The sequence below is a fragment of the Mesorhizobium sp. M0243 genome (genome assembly GCF_040321775.1).
Lineage (GTDB): Bacteria > Pseudomonadota > Alphaproteobacteria > Rhizobiales > Rhizobiaceae > Mesorhizobium.
Genome location: NZ_JAMYSF010000036.1, coordinates 40,542 through 56,401, shown reverse-complemented (window position 1 = coordinate 56,401; position 15,860 = coordinate 40,542). Strand labels below are relative to the sequence as shown.

The window sequence follows — 15,860 nt, the reverse complement described above, 5'->3', positions numbered from 1 at the left end:
ATAGAAACAGTCGACCTCAACCTCTGCAGACGATAAGTGACAAAACTGTTCGCGATGTCCTCGCACACCTGTTCGCGATGTCTCCGGTCCAAACACCCTACTCCCCTACTCCCCTACAACTCATCTCCCTCCACCTCCGTATCTCCCCCATGAACCTGATCTACGCCGCCCTTGCCTTCCTGATGGCGCTTGTGTTCGGCTTCGTCGGCGTCACCCGCGTCGGCTCATGGCTGATCGAGCGCCGCAATCCGCCGATCGGCGAGTTCGCCGACATTGACGGCGCCCGCATCCACTATGTCCATGTTCCGGCACCCGCCAATGCCGAGCTGCCGCCGATCGTCTTCATCCACGGCGCCAGCGCCAATCTCAGGGACCAGATGCTGCCGCTGCGTCCCTTGCTCGAAGGCCGCGCCGAAATGCTGTTCTTCGACCGGCCAGGCCACGGCTGGTCGGGTCGCGGCACCAACAACGAGAACCCGTCGGCGCAGGCCGACACCATTGCCGGACTGATGGACCATCTCGGCATCAAGAAGGCTGTCATCGTCGGCCATTCCTTCGGCGGCGTGGTGACATCGGCCTTTGGCCGGGAGCATCCCGACAAGACGCTCGGGCTGGTCTTCCTCGCACCGGCGACCCACCCATGGCCGGGCGGCGCAACCGCCTGGTACTACGATCTGACTACCATGCCGGTGCTCGGCTGGCTGTTTTCCGAGACGCTGACCTATCCGGCCGGTACACTGCAGATGGCCGACGCTACCACCTGCGTTTTCTCGCCCAACAAGGTGCCCGACAATTATCTCAGAATGGCCTCTATCCCGCTGGTGCTGCGACCAACAGCCTTTCGTGCCAACGCCACCGATGTCGCCGGGCTCTATCGCTATGCCCTCGGCGCCGCACCGCGCTACAACGAGATCAAGGCGCCAACCGTGGTCATTTCAGGCGATCGCGACAAGGTGGTCTATGCACATATCCATTCGGTCGGCCTGGCGCGCGACATTGCCGGTGCCGAACTCGTCTGGGTGCACAATCTCGGCCACAAGCCAGACTGGATCGCGCCCGACCTGACCGTCGGCGCCATCGAGAAGGTCGCCGGGAAGAGTATAGACCTGCAGGCGATGGCAACGGCAGTGGAGGCGCGCATCGCCGGCGACGCCTACGGCGCCGGCAGATGCGCCGATATCAAGGTACCGCAGGCCGAACTCGCGCCGACCTAAAGCGGATCACCTGAATCCGTTCAGAGGCGACACGCTTTAGGAATCTAGCGGCTGACTTGTGTGTCCGATCCGATATAGGCGATGCGCAGCATGTTGGTCGAACCCGGTGTCCGCAACGGTACGCCCGCGGTGATGATGACGCGGTCGCCCGGCTTGCCGAAGCCTTCGTCGAAGGCGATGCGGCAGGCGCGATTGACCATGTCGTCGAGGTCGACGGCGTCGGGTGAGACGACGCAATGCGTGCCCCACAAAAGCGACAGCCGCCGCGCCGTGTTGAGGATCGGCGACAGCGCGATAACAGGCACTTGCGGCCGCTCGCGGGCGGCGCGCAGGCCTGTGGTGCCTGATGCGGTGTAGGTGATGATCGCCGCCAGCTTCAGCGTTTCGGCGATCTCGCGCGCGGCCAGCGAAATGGCATCGGCGCCAGTCGCCTCCGGCTCGGAGCGCTGGGCGTTGATGATGCCGGCATAGGTCGGATCGGTTTCGACCTTGGTGGCGATACGGTTCATCATTGCCACGGCCTCGACGGGATAGGCACCCGCCGCCGATTCCGCCGACAGCATGATGGCATCGGCGCCTTCGAAGACGGCGATCGAAACATCGGACACCTCGGCGCGGGTCGGCACCGGTGCCGTGATCATCGATTCCAGCATCTGCGTTGCAACCACCACCGGCTTGCCGGCGCGGCGTGCGGCGCGCGTGATCTGCTTCTGGATGCCGGGCACCGCCTCGAGCGGCATCTCGACGCCGAGATCGCCGCGGGCGACCATCAGCGCGTCGGACAATTCGATGATCTCGGCCAGCCGGGCGACGGCCTGCGGCTTTTCGATCTTGGCCATGATCAGCGCCCGGCCGCGTGCGATCTTGCGCGCTTCGGCCAGATCCTCCGGCCGCTGCACGAAGGACAGCGCCACCCAGTCGACGCCCGTGGCCAGCACGGCATCGAGGTCCTTGCGATCCTTCTCGGTCAGCGCGCCGACCGGGAGGTCGGTGTCGGGCAGGCTGACGCCCTTCTTGTCGGAAATGGTGGTGCCGGCGACGACGGTGCAGACGATCGACTTGCCGTCGCTCTTCACCGCCTTCAGCTCGAGCTTGCCATCGTCGATCAGCAGGCGATGGCCGGCTTCGACCGAGCTCAGAATTTCCGGATGCGGCAGATAGACCCTGGTCGAGGTGCCAGGCTCTGGATTGTCGTCGAGGGTGAAGGTCTGGCCTTGCGTCAGCACTTCCTTGCCGTTGGCGAACTTGCCGACGCGCAACTTTGGCCCTTGCAGATCGGCCAGGATGCCGATCGGCCGGCCAACCGCTTCCTCGACAGCGCGGATGCGTCCGACCAGCGTGCGCATCAGTTCATGGTCGGTATGGCTCATATTGATGCGGAACACATCGGCGCCCGCTTCGAACAGTTTCTTCAGCATCTCCTCCGACGAGGAGGCCGGACCGATGGTGGCTAGGATCTTGACCTTGCGGCTACGTCTCATTGACTGTTTGTTCCCGGGGCGGCTGGAGCGCCTCCCGTTGTGGACTCATCGGACAGCTGGACCATCCAGCTTGCCTGTTCGCCCGTGTCATATTCCTGGAATCCGGCGCGCTGAAAGCCCCGGGCGACGCAGTCGGTCACGCCTGCGATCTTGAACTCTTTTTCAGCCACGCACATGTTGATCGGGCCATCCCAGCGTCCACCGCGTTCGGCGTCTTCTGCATAAAGATAGTAAAACCTTGATGACAGCGGCCCTTCGATCAGCGTCTTGCAACTCGATCCCTCGATGTGCCACCAGCCTTCGGTGATCCAGCCGGCCTTGGCGCGATAGCCGATGCCGACACCGACCAGGTTCTGCGTGGCGTTGCAGACGCGGAAATCGGCGCGCGCCGGCGAAGCCACGACCATGGCCGACAGGCCGATGGCAAGAGTGAGGAGCGGCATGGCAAAGGCAGAGCGCATGCGCTGCCCGCCGGCGGAACTCATCCGAAAACCCCTCAAAAACCACATCAGCATCTCTCTGCGCCCCTTTTCGGAAAAGTCCGGGCGCATGTCAACGCACCGTTTTGTCCAATTCCAATCGATTTAGAAAGGCTCCGGCGCACAATTCGCCGACTTGTGCCAGATTTCCGGGGAAACCTTGGCCAAACAACGGCATTGCGCAAGCGTCGTCTTCGTGGAATGACGATAGCACCCTCCCCGGAAGCCAGCGAACAGACCATTTCCCGCCAATGACCCGATCCACAGTTTTCGCGCCTTTCGACATCATCGAGGGCGATCGCAGGCGAGGCATCGTGCTGTTGGGCGATCATGCCCGTCGCGACCTGCCCGACGACTACGGCAGCCTCGGCCTGCCCTCAGCCGAGTTCGACCGCCACATCGCCTATGACATCGGCGTCGAGGCGGTGACGCGCGAACTGGCTGCCCTGCTCGGCGTGCCGGCGGTGCTTGCCAATTTTTCGCGGCTGCTGATCGATCCCAACCGCGGCGAAGACGACCCAACGCTCATTCGCCAGCTTTATGACGGCACTGTCGTACCTGGGAACTACCCCATCGCTGCCGAGGAGCGCGAGAGGCGGCTCGACGGGTTCTACCGACCCTATCACGACGCCGTCGGCGCCATGATCGCCTCGGTCGCACAGGCTTCCGCCCAGGCGCCCTTCATCTTTTCGGTGCATTCCTTCACCCCTGCCATGCAAGGAATCCAGCGTCCTTGGCACGTCGGCATCCTGTGGGACCTCGACGACCGCGTGGCGCGGCCGTTGATAGACATGCTGGCGCAGGACAAGAACCTCGTCGTCGGCGACAACGAACCCTATGACGGCGCGTTGCGCGGCGACACCATGTACAAGCACGCCATCGTCAACGGCTTCGCCCATGCGCTGATCGAGATCCGACAGGATCTGATATCGGACCAGAAGGGCGCGCTCGCCTGGGCCGAACGGTTGGCGCCGATCGTTGACGCGATCGATCGCCGTCCCGATATACATGTGGTGAAGATGTTCGGCTCGCGCACCGGGCCGCTATGACGGAGGTTTCGATGACCGAACTCAGCGACGAGCAGCAACGCGATTTCGAAGCGGCCGCCTTCCGCCGGCTGGTCGAGCATCTGCGCGAGCGCAACGATGTGCAGAACATCGACCTGATGAATCTCGCCGGCTTCTGCCGCAACTGCCTGTCGAACTGGTATCGGGAGGCAGCCAATGCCGAGGGCGTCGATCTCACCAAGGATCAGTCGCGCGAGATCGTCTACGGCATGCCTTATGGGGAATGGCAGACGCTGAACCAGACCGAGGCCTCCGACGCCAAGAAGGCCGAATTCGAGGCAAGGCGCCCCCAGGACCATTGACGCCGTCGTCCCCGCGATCGCTTAAGGCTATGTTGGCCCAAAATGCTTCCCGAAAGAGCCTTGACTGAAAATTGAATCGATCTAATTTGCCGCGCGAAGCCATTTTCAGCGGGATTCGCCTCATGAACGCGTCAACTGCCAAGCTGACTGCCATTCGCGGACGATGGGCGCTCGCGGCCATTTTCCTGGCCAACGGCTTCCTGACGGGCAGTTGGGCGCCGCAGATTCCTGTGTTCCTGACCCGGCTGGAGATCTCGAAGTTCACGCTCGGTCTGCTGATACTCTTATTCGGCGTCGGTGCCGTCGTCGCGATGACCTGGTGCGGCCATTTGATTTCCAGACATGGCTCGCGCACCGTACTGCGCTGGTTCGCCCTGTGCGGCAGCCTCGGTCTGATGGTCGTGGCGCTGGCGCCCAACGTACCGCTGGCGGCCGCGGCCATGATCATCTTCGGCGGCTCGATCGGTGGCATGGACGTTGCCATGAATGCCAATGCCGTGGTGGTCGAACGGCGGCTCTCCCGCGCCGTCATGTCGTCCTCGCACGGCTTCTGGAGTCTCGGCGGCTTCGCCGGCGGCGGCCTCGGCGGCTTTGCCATCCAGCACTACGGCCACCTCGCCCACGCGGCGGCGGTAACGGTGTTTGCCTTCGCGGTGATCGCGGTGGCCGTTCGCCATCTCCTCACCGAAGACAGCCCGCAGGCAGCCGAGCACCACAAATTCGCACTGCCGGCAAACCCGCTGGTTTATCTGATCGGACTGATGGCGCTGCTGGCGATGATCTCCGAAGGCGCGGTGCTCGACTGGGCAGCCCTGTATCTGCGCCAGGAGCTCGGCGCCGATCTCGCCGTTGCCGGCCTCGCCTACGCCGGATTTTCGGGCGTCATGGCGGTTACGCGGTTCTTCGGCGACGGCATACGCAATCGCTTCGGCGCGGTGACGACGCTGCGCGTGTCGGCCCTCGTAGCCGCGGTCGGCATGCTGGTGGCTGGCCTGGCGCCCTCGCCCTGGCTCGCCATTGCAGCCTTTGCCTTTTGCGGCTTCGGCATCGCCAATATGGTGCCGATCATCTTTTCGGCTGGCGGCAACCAGGAAGGCATGTCTTCTGGCACCGGCATGAGCGTGGTCACCACTATCGGATACTGCGGCATACTGGTGGCGCCGTCGGCGATCGGCTTCGTTGCCGAGCATTCCAGCTTCGGCCCGATCTTCATCACCATGTCGGGACTGCTGATCATCGTGTTGCTGATGGCCGGGCTCGCTCACCGCGCCGAATTCGCGCCAGCACCCGCCGAATAGCGTTTCAGCTCCTCATGCAGAAAATCCACCACCCGGCGGATGCGCACGCTGGTACGCACATCGCGATGCATCGCCAGCCACACCGGCAGAACTGGCAGCGGCAGGTCAGGCAGCACCTTCTCTATCAAAGGATCCCTGTCGGCCAGCGGCTCCTGACCGAGGCCGATGCCGTTTCCCGCCCGCACCGCTTCCCACAAAACGATCTGGTTGTCGGCCCTGAAGCGGAAGCTGCTCCGGGTGACGGGGATACCATGCTGGGTAAAGCCCCTGATGATCTCGTCGCCGCGGTCGAAGCCGACCAGGTCGTGGTCGACAAGGTCGGCGGGCTTCAGCGGAGGGCCGCGCCTGTCGAGATAGGATTTGGCGGCGCAGGCGCAGAGCTCGATATCGCAGACCTTGCGTGCCATCAGCTCGTTCTGCGCCGGCTTGACCATGCGGATGGCGATGTCGGCATCTCGACGCAGCAGGTTCTCGACCTGGTTGGAGGCGACGATCTCGACCTCGATGCCGGGCTCCTCGATCCCCAGCCGCATCGTCATTTCAGGCAGGACATAGGCCGCCACCACCTCGCTGGCGGCGATGCGCACCGTGCCTTCGATGGCCTCTACCGAACCCAGCGCCAGCAATGAGAAGGCGTTTGCCTGCTCACTGACCGCCTTGCCGCGTTCGAACAGCGTGCTGCCGGCCTCCGTCAGTTCGTAGCCGTGCCGTCCTCGACGGAACAGTGTGACGCCGAGTGCCCGTTCCAACTCGCCGATGTGACGGCCAAGCGTCGGCTGGCTGGCCGAAAGCTTTCGCGCGGCGGCCGACAGGCTGCCGGATTCCGCCACGGCGACAAAGCTCTTGATCAGGTTCCAGTCGATTTCAGCCATTCATTTATGAATATCGGAACGCCATCTGTAGTCAATTTCCATTCGCGTTCGGAGCGACCATATTCCGGCTGCAGACACCAACACGGACTGCAAACACCAACCAGGAGAACTCAGATGACCAAGATCGCTCTCACCACCGCCGCCATCCTCATTTCCGTCAGCGCCGCTTTTGCCGGCAGCGACAAGTTTGGGTCGAACGACGCCAGCCAGCCGGCTGTCACCAGCACCGACAACACGACCACCGCTTCGATCCACAACCCGGATGCGGCCGTCCGGCAGCCGGTCACGCAAGGCAGCAACCGCGACCTCTTCGGCAGCCGCTGATCTCGATCGCGCTTGTCGCTGATCCCGATCGCGCGTCCAGACCGGCCACGCAAATCCCAACCCAGGAGTGCTTCCAATGACCAGTATCGCAATTCTCGGTGCCAATGGCCGGCTCGGCCGCGTGGTCGCCAAGGCCTTCATCGACGCGGGCTACGAGGTCCGCGCCGTCACCCGCAACGGCAAACTGCCAACTGAACTTGAAGGCGCTACGGCCGTTGCCGGTGACGCGCTCGACCGGGAAGCGCTGATCCGCGCCACGGAAGGTGTCGACATCATCTTCAACGGCCTCAACCCGATCTACACCGAATGGGTCAAGTGCCTGCCGATCGCCGAGAATGTCATGGCCGCTTGCCATGCCAACAACGCACTGCATCTCTTTCCCGGGACCGTATACAATTACGGATCGCCGATGCCGGAGGTGATCACGGAAGACACGCCGTTCCGCCCGACGACCGACAAGGGGCGCATCCGCGTCGCCATGGAGGACCTGTTTCACCGCGAGGCCGAAGCACGCCGCGTCCGCACCATCATTTTGCGGGCCGGCGACTTCTTCGGCGGCACCGGCAGCGGCTCGTGGTTCGACTTGGTCGTCGCTGCCAAGATCAACAAGGGTATCTATACGGCGCCCGGCCCGGTCGACCTCGTACATGAATGGGCCTACCTACCGGATCTGGCCAGGGCTTTCGTCGGACTGGCGCAGAACCTGGACAAGCTCGGCGCTTATGAAGCCTTCAACTTCCCCGGCCATCCCGTCACCGACCTGGAGATCAAGGCAGCCGCGGAGAAGGCGCTTGGGCGTCCGCTCAAGATGACCTCGATGGCCTGGTGGGTGCTGCGCGCCGGTAGCCCGTTCGTGGCGATGTGGCGTGAGATCGTGTCGATGTCCTATCTGCGCTTCGAACCGCACCAACTGGCGTCGGCAAGGCTGGAAGGCATCATCGGCGCGATCCCGCACACGCCGCTGGATCAGGCCGTCACTGAAGCTCTCGGGGATATCGGCATTGCCACCGTGACCGGCGTTGCGAAAGCTGCCTGACGTCCGCGATGGCGGGCGATGCTCCTCCGCACATTGACAATCTCCGCGGACTGAGAGGGCGCCTCAGAGCCGTCCCATCAACAGCAGCACCATAAGCACCACCAGCACCACGCCGACAATACCCGAGGGCCCATAGCCCCAGGAGCGCGAATGTGGCCAGGCCGGCACCGCGCCGATGAGGATAAGGACCAGGACGATGATGACGATGGTGGTGATCGGCATGAGAACCCCGCAATTCGACGTTTCGCCCAAGAACAATGCAAAAGGCCGCCCGGTTGTTCCGGGCGGCCTTTTGCGGTCAAATCGGCATTGGTCTATTCGGCGGCTTTCGGAAAGGCGATATCCGGCTCGGCTCCGGTATCCTGCCCCTGCGCATCGGTCGAGGAAATCTCGCCCTTGCCACGCCGGAACAGCCGGCTGAACCAACCGCGCCGTGCGCCCGGCTTGACCTTGGCGCGGGTGAACACGATCAGCATCGACGGCGTCACCACCAGCGTCAGCACGGTGGCGAAGGACAGGCCGAAGACGATCGCCGAGGACAGCGAAATCCACCATTGCGTCGACGGCGCGTTGATCGTCGTCTCGTGATGGAAGATTTCCAACCCGAGGCCGAAGGCGATCGGCAGCACGCCGAGAATGGCCGAAACAGCCGTCAGCACCACCGGACGGGCGCGCTCGCGGCAAGTCTGCAGCACCGCCTCGACCTTGTCCCAGCCTTCTTCACGCAGCCGGTCATAGGTGTCGATCAGCACGATGTTGTTGTTCACCACCACGCCGGCCAGAGCGATGACGCCGATGCCCGACATGACGATGCCGAACGTCTCGCCTGTTATCAGCAGGCCGAGGAACACGCCGATCGTCGCCATGACCACGCAGGACAGCACCAGCCAGACGCTGGTGAACTTGTTGAACTGCGCCAAGAGCACCAGGAAGATCAGGAAGATCGCCGCCCCGAAGGCCTTGCTAAGAAAGGCGCTGGCTTCGGCGCTGTCCTCGTTCGAGCCGGCCAGCTTCCAGCGGATGCCGCTGCCGAGATCCATGTCGGAGACGGCTTTGGTGACCTGCTCCTGCACAGCCGCGACCTGAGCGCCGGCGGCGACGTTGGCCTGGACGACCACCGTACGCGCGCCGTCGATGCGGTTGAGGATGCCGACCGTCGGCTCGGGCTTGCGCACGACGAAGTTCGAGATCGGCACCGAGCCTTGTGAGGTCTGCACCCTGAGTTCGTCGAGCGTCGACAGCGTGCGCCGGTCTTCGGGCAGCCGCAGCCTTATGTCGACCGCGTCGTCGGCTCCGGCAGGCCGGTATTCCGAGAGCTTCAGCCCGTTGGTCACCAGTTGCACCACCGTCCCGACCGAGGTTGGGCTGATGCCGTACTGCGCCGCCTTGGCACGGTCGACCTCGAGCGCCCAGTCGACACCGGGCGGCGGCAGGCCGTCGGAAATATCAATGACGCCGGGCACCTTGCCGATGCGCGCCGCAACCTCACGGGCCTTGTCGTCGAGCCCCTTGGGGTCGACGGCCGAAAGCCTGATCTGGATCGGCTTGCCGGTCGGCGGACCGGCTTCCGGCACGCGCACCTCGACATCGACGCCGGGAATGCCGGCCATGACGCCGCGCAGATCGTTCAGGATGTGGTTCGCCGCCTTGCGCTCGCGCCAGTCGATGAATTCGTACTGGATGACGCCGACGACGTCTTCGGGGATATCCTGGCCGCCGCCTTGCGTCTTGCCGACGCGGGTGTAGACCGACTTCACGCCCGGCCAGCCGAGCAGCCTGTCTTCCGCGATCTTGGTCGCGGTATCCATTTCGGCCAGCGAAAGATTGCCGCGCGCATGCACGTAGAGCAGGCCGTAATCCGGTTCGACATTCGGGAAGAACTCGACGCCGGCGCCGTATTTCGAATAGGCAAAGCCGACGCCGAACAAGAGCGCGACGGTCAGCACCAGCACGGTGATGGGGAAGCGCACCGCCTGCTTGACGATCGCCATGTACCAGCCGTCGCGATTGTCATCCTCATGATGCGGCGGCGCCTTGGCGAAGATCGCACCCAGCGTCGGCGCGAAGACAAGCGCATAGAGCATCGAGGCCGATAGCGTGACGATCAGCGTGATCGGCATGTACTTCATGAAGTCGCCGATGATGCCCGGCCAGAACAGCAGCGGTGAGAAGGCGGCGATGCGCGTCATCGTCGCGGCGATGACCGGACCGGCCATGCGCTTGGCTGCGAGCGCGAAGGCTTCCTCCTTCGGCATGCCTTCGCTCATCCGCCGTTCGGCGAACTCGGTGACGATGATGGCGTCGTCGACCAGCATGCCGACGGCCAGGATCAGGCTGAACAGCACGATCATGTTGATCGTGTAGCCCATCATCGCCAGCAGCAGGATGCCGATCAGGAAGGACGACGGAATCGCAAGCCCGATGAGCAGCGAGGCGCGGCCGGACAGCGCGTAGAGGATGACGATGAACACCAGGATGACGGCGATCATCACATGGTTCTGCAGATCGCCGAGCAGCTGGTTGACGAAGACCGACTTGTCCTGCGTGTAGGTGACGTTCATGCCCTCGGGCATCGACTTGACGAACTCGTCGGACACCGTCCGCACCTTGGCGATGGTGTCGATCAGGTTGGAGCCGATGCGCTTCTTGACTTCGATGGCGATGGCCGGCTTGCCGTTGAGGCGGGTCACCGTTTCGGCATCCTTGAAGGTCGAGCGGATCGTCGCGATGTCCTTGGCCTGCACCACGGCATTGGGGCCGGCGACCACCGGCAGTGCGGCGACGTCCTCCGGCGTTTCGATCAGCGACGGCACCTTGACGGCGTATTTGCCCTCCGAGCCTTCGATGTTGCCGGCGGCGACCAGGCTGTTGGAGTTGCCGACCGCACCGATCAACTGATCGAGCTGCAATCCATAGGAAGACAGCTTCATCGGATCGATGACGACCTCGACGAGATCGTCGCGCGCACCCTGCAGCGAGCCTTCGAGAACACCGGGAACCTCCTCGATACGGTCGCGTAGTTCGCGCGCGGCGGCGGTCAGCACGCGTTCGGGCAGATTTCCCGAGAGCGTGACGACGAGCACGGGAAATTCGGAAATGTTGACTTCGGTAACGACGGGTTCTTCCGCCGCCTGCGGCAGGTCGGCCTTGGCGTCCTGCACCTTGCTGCGCGTGTCCTGCAGCGCGGTGGCCAGATTGGTCTGCGGCTGGAATTCGACCAGCACGTAGCCGCCGCCCTGGAAGGCGGCCGAACGCATCTCCTTGAGGCCCTTCAGGCTTTTCAGCTTGCTTTCCATCGGCCGCAGCAGAAGCCGCTCCGAATCCTCGGGCGAAATGCCCTGATAGATCAGGCTGACATACATCATCGGAATCGGAACGTCGGGCTCCGCTTCCTTTGGCGTCGCCTGATAGGCGACCCAGCCCGCCAGCAGAAGGAAGACGAGGACCGAAATGGTCAGGCGGGCATTGTTGATTGCGAGTCTGACGATATCCATGGCTAACGCCTGTTCTTGAATTTCCACGAGCTGCGTCGCAGCCGATTGTCCCCGCCCAGGGCTAGTCCGTCGCGACTTGTGCTACGCTACTGGGTGCCGGTCGTCGCCTCGCCGAGCAGCTTCTTGATGATCGCCTGGTCGGCCTCGACCGGATTGACCAGATCGCCTTCCTTCACCAGTTCCTGGCCGGCGACGATGATGCGGGCGTCGGCCGGTATGCCGCCGAGGACGAGGCCGGTCGGCGTGTCGTCAACGAGGTCGATCGGGAAGAACGCCACCTTGTTGTCCTTGCCGACGGCACGGATGCCGAGGTCGCCCTTGTCGCCGAGCGTCACAACCGAGCGCGGCAGCAGCACCGCGTCGGTCGGCTGTGCGTTGAGCGCGATTTCCGCCGTCATGCCGGCCGGCACGGAGCCGTCGGCATTGGGGACGGCAACCTCGACGCGGAAGGTGCGGGTCGCCGACGAGGCGTCGCGGCTGATGTAGCGCACGGTGCCTTCGACCGTCTGGCCGCTGACCAGCCGTATGGTGGCCTTGTCGCCGAGCTTGAGATAGCCGAGATCGCGCTCGCTGACTTCGCCACGGGCAATCACCGGATCGAGCTTGAGGATGGTTGCCACCTCGCCGCCTTGCATGACGGAACTGCCAAGTTCCACCGGCACCCGGTCGATAACGCCGTCGAAAGGCGCCTTCACCTCGTTGCGGTCGAGTTCGGCCTGTGCCGTTTCCAGCAGCGACTGCGCCGAGGTCAGGTTCGAGCGCGCGGTGTCGAGCTGCAGCTTCGGCAGATTGCCGGTCTTCATCAGCCGCAAGGCTGCGTCCAGCTCGGCCTGGCGCTGCACCACCAACTGCTTGGCGTTGTCGACCATCGAGATCTTTTCTTCCGCCGCAAGCATCAGCACCAGATCCCCCGTCTTGACGTGATCGCCTTGCTTGACAGGTAGCTTGTCGATGACACCGGCGACGCGCGTCGCCAGCACCGCCCGCTTGTCGGCTTCGGTCAGCCCGGAAATGCGGATGGCGCGTGCATAGGTCTTGCGAGGCGGTGTCACCACCGCGACCGTGCGCAGCGGTGCCTTCGGCTCGGCTTCCGCCGTCTTCGGCTTGCTCGCGTCCGGCGCCTTGGCCTGTTCGGCTTCGGCTGCTTTGGCTTTGTTGGCGGCTACGCTGCCGACCGACGAAAACTCGCCTGTCGCCATCCACGCCGCGAAACCAATGAGCACAACAACGGCTGCAAGCTTGTGAAACCTGATTCTCATCGTCGTTTTTTCCACTGCGGGTTCGGCCAGCGTCCTCATAACGCGGGCGCGTCGCCGATATGGGTGCGCGCCGAGCCGTGTTCAATTTGCCGTGATCGGCGAAGCGCGCTTCTACATCAAAGTTGCACCGCAATATAGTCTGAAAGTTGCAAGATCATTGCGCCGGCGGACAAGATGCGCCGGCCGCTGCCCAGTTTTCGATCGCTTGATAGGTTGCTTCGGCGGAGCCCGGGGCTGGTTCACGACCCGATCCTGGCGCCCAGCCCCAGGCGACCAATCTGTCGTCGCGAACATGCAGCGCGATATCCTTCAAGCTACGGTTGCCGTTGCGCAGGGGATCCTTGATCTGGGCGCAGATTTCGGCCGAGGATTTGCCGAACCAGGCCATCTCGGCTGGCGCCAGATGCCAGTTCTCGGCCCCGGGCGGACCGTGCAATGCCTTGGAATTGCTGGCGAAATGGCAAGTCGTGCAGCGCAGGCCCGGATTGCCGAAGCCCGACCCGTCAGCACCCCGCTGGACATTGAAGGCGTGAACGCGCGTACCGCCGTAATGCGCACCCGACCAGCGCGGCCGCTCGTCCGCGACATGACAGTCGGCGCAGCGCGGATGCGAGAACACCGCATAGACCTTGTCCCATTCGGACAGGCCTTTCGCCGCGTCGACGGTCGCCGGCGCCGGCATCTGGCTCTCTTGCGCGATCGCAAACGGCGCTGCGAGCACGAGCATGGCAGCAGGCGTCAGCATGATGAGGAGCTTCTTCATGCGAAGGCCACCGTTTTCGACAGCGGCAGCGTGCGGACGCGCTTTCCGGTGAGCGCGAAGATGGCGTTGGCGAGCGCCGGAGCCGCCGGCGGTGTGCCGACCTCGCCGACGCCGCCCATCTTGTGGAAGTTTTCCAGGATGGCGACTTCGAAGACCGGGCACTGGAAGATCCGCATGGCGTCGAAATCGTGGAAGTTCGACTGTTCGACCATCCCGTCGGCGAAGGTGATTTCCTGACCCATAGCTGCGGAGAGTCCGTAGATGGCGGCCGAAATCAGCTGCGCCTCGATGATGCCGGGATCGAGCGCGGTGCCGACATCGGCGGCGATCCACACCTTCTCGATGCGGATGCCGGCCGGCGTGTCCGCCACCTGGACGATCTCGCCGACCCAACTGCCGAAGGACAGCGTGAAGGCGATACCCCTGGCCTTGCCGGCGGGCAGCGCCTCGCCCCATTTCGCCATCGCGGCGACTTTCTCCACCACCTTCACCGCCGAGGGATAAGCGGCCATCAGTCTCTTGCGCATCTCGACCGGATCGATTTTTCCGGCAATGGCGATCTCGTCCATGAAACCCTCATGGAAGAAGCCGTTGACCGAACTGCCGACCGAGCGCCAGGAGCCGACAGGGATGGAGACCGGCGCCGCGATACCGCTGACCCGGTAGTTCGGAATGGTGTAGGGCTGGTCATAGGCACCGTCGACGATGCTCTTGTCGGGACCGAGCGGCGATATCGAAGGAAACAGCCGGCGCAGCATGCCGGCAATCACCGATGGCGAGGCCATCCTCATGTCGACGGCGACCGGCATGCCATCGTCGCCGAGCCGCGCCTGGAACTTGCCGATAGCGGCCGGCCGGTAGGCGTCGTGGCGCATGTCTTCTTCACGCGTCCAGGTCACCTTGATCGGGCGCCCGCCCGTCTCCTTCGCCATCAGCGCGGCGCACAGCGCGTAGTCAACCTCGACGCGCCGGCCGAAACCGCCGCCCATGAAGGTGGTGTGCACAGTGATCTTGTCCTGCTCGATGCCGACCGCGTTGGCGCAAAGCTGCCGCACCAGGGTCGGCGCCTGGTTGCCGCACCAGATGTCGAGCGCGCCGTCCCTGAGCTGCGCCGTGGCGTTCATCGGCTCCATCGTCGCATGCGCCAGATAGGGCACCGCATAGTCGGCCTCGACGATCCTTTCACGCGGCGCGTCGGCAAAGGCGGTGTCGACGTCGCCATTGTCGCGCATCACCGACCCCTTGGTGCCGAGCGCCTGCTTCAGGACATCTGAAATAGCGGCGCTGCTGAGCGGGTATTCGGGATCGGACCACTGGGCATCGATCGCCTCGGCCGCCTTGAATGCCGCCCATGTGTTGTCGGCGATGATGCCGAAGCCATGGCCGTAATTCGTCTCCAGCGGCACGATCTTGATCACACCGGGCATTTTCTCGGCTTTCGAGAGGTCCGCCTTGATCGGCGCCGACCAGAAGCGCGGGCTCATCTTGACCGTGCCGTAGACCATGTCCGGCAGCCTGACATCGATGCCGAAGATCGGCGCCCCGGTCACCTTGGCCAGCATGTCGATGCGCTTTTGCGGCTTTCCCAGCAGTTTCCAGTCGGCCCGGTCCTTGAGCCTGACTTCGGCCGGCGGCGCCATCGCGGCGGCGGCCGCGGCGACCGCGCCATAGGTCAGCGACTTGCCGGACGCTTTGTGCAGGATCGAACCGTCGGCCGTTTCCAGATCGGCGGCGGCGACACCGAGTTTTTGCGCCGCAGCCGCGATCAGCATCTGCCGGGCGACTGCACCCGCTTGCCGCATCTTGTCAAAACCGTCGCGTGTCGAAGCCGAACCACCGGTGCCCTGCAGGGCAAGGAACTTGCCGACCACACCGAGACCCGAGCGCACCGCCTGCGCGGTCATGCTCTCGTCGAAGAAGGCGAACGGACCGCCCTCTTCGAGGATCGCGGCGTTGTAATAGGCATGGGAGGCGGGGCCGTGCTCGACCTTGACCCGGTCGAGGCTCACATTGAGTTCTTCGGCGACCATGACGGCGAGCGTCGTCGAAATGCCTTGCCCCATCTCGGCCCGCGGCGCGACGATGGTGATGGTGTTGTCGGCGCCGATCTTCACATAGGGGTTGAAGGTCGCCTCGCCCTTGCCGAGCTCGGCCTCGAGCGGGTTCGGAAAAGGCTTGCGATAATAGTAGTAGCCGACGGCAACGCCGCCCGCGACGGCGGCAGCGCCGATCAGAAACGTGCGGCGGGCGATCTTTCCGACACTGGCCATG

Annotated in this window: 14 protein-coding genes; 6 read left to right on the top strand and 8 right to left on the bottom strand. The window is 64.0% G+C overall.

Annotated elements, in window-relative coordinates:
* The first annotated feature begins 149 nt into the window (after positions 1 to 149).
* Positions 150 to 1,214 (top strand): alpha/beta fold hydrolase, encoded by a 1,065-nt coding sequence (locus NKJ11_RS30355; protein WP_352440937.1) that lies wholly within the window; start codon positions 150 to 152, stop codon positions 1,212 to 1,214.
* Between the two features lie 44 nt (positions 1,215 to 1,258).
* On the opposite strand, the gene pyk is transcribed toward NKJ11_RS30355, so the two are convergent.
* Together pyk and NKJ11_RS30345 are read right to left on the bottom strand one after the other, a co-directional pair.
* Positions 1,259 to 2,695, bottom strand: a complete 1,437-nt coding sequence (gene pyk, locus NKJ11_RS30350; RefSeq protein ID WP_023810921.1) for a pyruvate kinase — start codon at positions 2,693 to 2,695, stop codon at positions 1,259 to 1,261.
* Complete coding sequence (locus NKJ11_RS30345) at positions 2,692 to 3,180, bottom strand: DUF1036 domain-containing protein (RefSeq protein WP_352794908.1); 489 nt, start codon at positions 3,178 to 3,180, stop codon at positions 2,692 to 2,694. The genes pyk and NKJ11_RS30345 overlap by 4 nt, the downstream gene beginning before the upstream one ends.
* 245 nt (positions 3,181 to 3,425) lie before the next feature.
* On the opposite strand from NKJ11_RS30345, the gene NKJ11_RS30340 reads away from it, so the two are divergent.
* The 3 genes from NKJ11_RS30340 (at position 3,426) to NKJ11_RS30330 (ending at position 5,841) form a co-directional block, all read left to right on the top strand.
* Positions 3,426 to 4,223: an N-formylglutamate amidohydrolase gene (locus NKJ11_RS30340; RefSeq protein ID WP_352440938.1), complete on the top strand. Its 798-nt coding sequence runs from the start codon at positions 3,426 to 3,428 to the stop codon at positions 4,221 to 4,223.
* Positions 4,224 to 4,234: 11 nt separating this feature from the next.
* Positions 4,235 to 4,543 carry a DUF1244 domain-containing protein gene (locus tag NKJ11_RS30335; RefSeq protein ID WP_128305536.1) on the top strand — a complete coding sequence of 103 codons (309 nt, stop codon included), beginning with the start codon at positions 4,235 to 4,237 and terminating at the stop codon, positions 4,541 to 4,543.
* Between the two features lie 122 nt (positions 4,544 to 4,665).
* Positions 4,666 to 5,841 (top strand): MFS transporter, encoded by a 1,176-nt coding sequence (locus NKJ11_RS30330; protein WP_352611420.1) that lies wholly within the window; start codon positions 4,666 to 4,668, stop codon positions 5,839 to 5,841.
* Here NKJ11_RS30330 and NKJ11_RS30325 read toward each other — a convergent pair.
* Complete coding sequence (locus NKJ11_RS30325) at positions 5,805 to 6,713, bottom strand: LysR family transcriptional regulator (protein ID WP_352794907.1); 909 nt, start codon at positions 6,711 to 6,713, stop codon at positions 5,805 to 5,807. The genes NKJ11_RS30330 and NKJ11_RS30325 overlap by 37 nt on opposite strands.
* Positions 6,714 to 6,827: 114 nt before the next feature.
* Between NKJ11_RS30325 and NKJ11_RS30320 the strand changes: the two genes are divergently transcribed.
* Positions 6,828 to 7,037 carry a DUF680 domain-containing protein gene (locus NKJ11_RS30320; protein ID WP_352611418.1) on the top strand — a complete coding sequence of 70 codons (210 nt, stop codon included), beginning with the start codon at positions 6,828 to 6,830 and terminating at the stop codon, positions 7,035 to 7,037.
* Positions 7,038 to 7,113: 76 nt separating this feature from the next.
* Positions 7,114 to 8,073 carry an SDR family oxidoreductase gene (locus NKJ11_RS30315; protein ID WP_352611417.1) on the top strand — a complete coding sequence of 320 codons (960 nt, stop codon included), beginning with the start codon at positions 7,114 to 7,116 and terminating at the stop codon, positions 8,071 to 8,073.
* A gap of 63 nt (positions 8,074 to 8,136) precedes the next feature.
* Here the strand turns inward: NKJ11_RS30315 and NKJ11_RS30310 are convergent, their stop codons facing one another.
* The 5 genes from NKJ11_RS30310 to NKJ11_RS30290 form a co-directional block, all read right to left on the bottom strand.
* The gene (locus NKJ11_RS30310; protein WP_023810914.1) at positions 8,137 to 8,295 is read right to left on the bottom strand and encodes a DUF3309 family protein; all 159 of its coding nucleotides are present in this window, start codon (positions 8,293 to 8,295) and stop codon (positions 8,137 to 8,139) included.
* 92 nt (positions 8,296 to 8,387) lie between these two features.
* Positions 8,388 to 11,567 carry an efflux RND transporter permease subunit gene (locus NKJ11_RS30305; RefSeq protein WP_352794906.1) on the bottom strand — a complete coding sequence of 1,060 codons (3,180 nt, stop codon included), beginning with the start codon at positions 11,565 to 11,567 and terminating at the stop codon, positions 8,388 to 8,390.
* An 86-nt stretch (positions 11,568 to 11,653) separates the two neighbouring features.
* On the bottom strand, positions 11,654 to 12,826 hold the full coding sequence (locus NKJ11_RS30300; protein WP_031213157.1) for an efflux RND transporter periplasmic adaptor subunit: 1,173 nt from the start codon (positions 12,824 to 12,826) through the stop codon (positions 11,654 to 11,656).
* A gap of 154 nt (positions 12,827 to 12,980) precedes the next feature.
* The gene (locus tag NKJ11_RS30295; protein WP_128305530.1) at positions 12,981 to 13,589 is read right to left on the bottom strand and encodes a hypothetical protein; all 609 of its coding nucleotides are present in this window, start codon (positions 13,587 to 13,589) and stop codon (positions 12,981 to 12,983) included.
* The gene (locus NKJ11_RS30290) at positions 13,586 to 15,859 is read right to left on the bottom strand and encodes a xanthine dehydrogenase family protein molybdopterin-binding subunit (RefSeq protein ID WP_023810910.1); all 2,274 of its coding nucleotides are present in this window, start codon (positions 15,857 to 15,859) and stop codon (positions 13,586 to 13,588) included. Before NKJ11_RS30290 ends, NKJ11_RS30295 begins: the two co-directional genes overlap by 4 nt.
* Position 15,860: the final 1 nt, after the last annotated feature.

Bases quoted from the DNA above. Each gene is read 5' to 3' on its own strand.
- NKJ11_RS30355 (WP_352440937.1), top strand. From the start codon at position 150: ATGAACCTGATCTACGCCGCCCTTGCCTTCCTGATGGCGCTTGTGTTC.
- pyk (WP_023810921.1), bottom strand. From the start codon at position 2,695: ATGAGACGTAGCCGCAAGGTCAAGATCCTAGCCACCATCGGTCCGGCC.
- NKJ11_RS30345 (WP_352794908.1), bottom strand. From the start codon at position 3,180: ATGAGTTCCGCCGGCGGGCAGCGCATGCGCTCTGCCTTTGCCATGCCG.
- NKJ11_RS30340 (WP_352440938.1), top strand. From the start codon at position 3,426: ATGACCCGATCCACAGTTTTCGCGCCTTTCGACATCATCGAGGGCGAT.
- NKJ11_RS30335 (WP_128305536.1), top strand. From the start codon at position 4,235: ATGACCGAACTCAGCGACGAGCAGCAACGCGATTTCGAAGCGGCCGCC.
- NKJ11_RS30330 (WP_352611420.1), top strand. From the start codon at position 4,666: ATGAACGCGTCAACTGCCAAGCTGACTGCCATTCGCGGACGATGGGCG.
- NKJ11_RS30325 (WP_352794907.1), bottom strand. From the start codon at position 6,713: ATGGCTGAAATCGACTGGAACCTGATCAAGAGCTTTGTCGCCGTGGCG.
- NKJ11_RS30320 (WP_352611418.1), top strand. From the start codon at position 6,828: ATGACCAAGATCGCTCTCACCACCGCCGCCATCCTCATTTCCGTCAGC.
- NKJ11_RS30315 (WP_352611417.1), top strand. From the start codon at position 7,114: ATGACCAGTATCGCAATTCTCGGTGCCAATGGCCGGCTCGGCCGCGTG.
- NKJ11_RS30310 (WP_023810914.1), bottom strand. From the start codon at position 8,295: ATGCCGATCACCACCATCGTCATCATCGTCCTGGTCCTTATCCTCATC.
- NKJ11_RS30305 (WP_352794906.1), bottom strand. From the start codon at position 11,567: ATGGATATCGTCAGACTCGCAATCAACAATGCCCGCCTGACCATTTCG.
- NKJ11_RS30300 (WP_031213157.1), bottom strand. From the start codon at position 12,826: ATGAGAATCAGGTTTCACAAGCTTGCAGCCGTTGTTGTGCTCATTGGT.
- NKJ11_RS30295 (WP_128305530.1), bottom strand. From the start codon at position 13,589: ATGAAGAAGCTCCTCATCATGCTGACGCCTGCTGCCATGCTCGTGCTC.
- NKJ11_RS30290 (WP_023810910.1), bottom strand. From the start codon at position 15,859: ATGGCCAGTGTCGGAAAGATCGCCCGCCGCACGTTTCTGATCGGCGCT.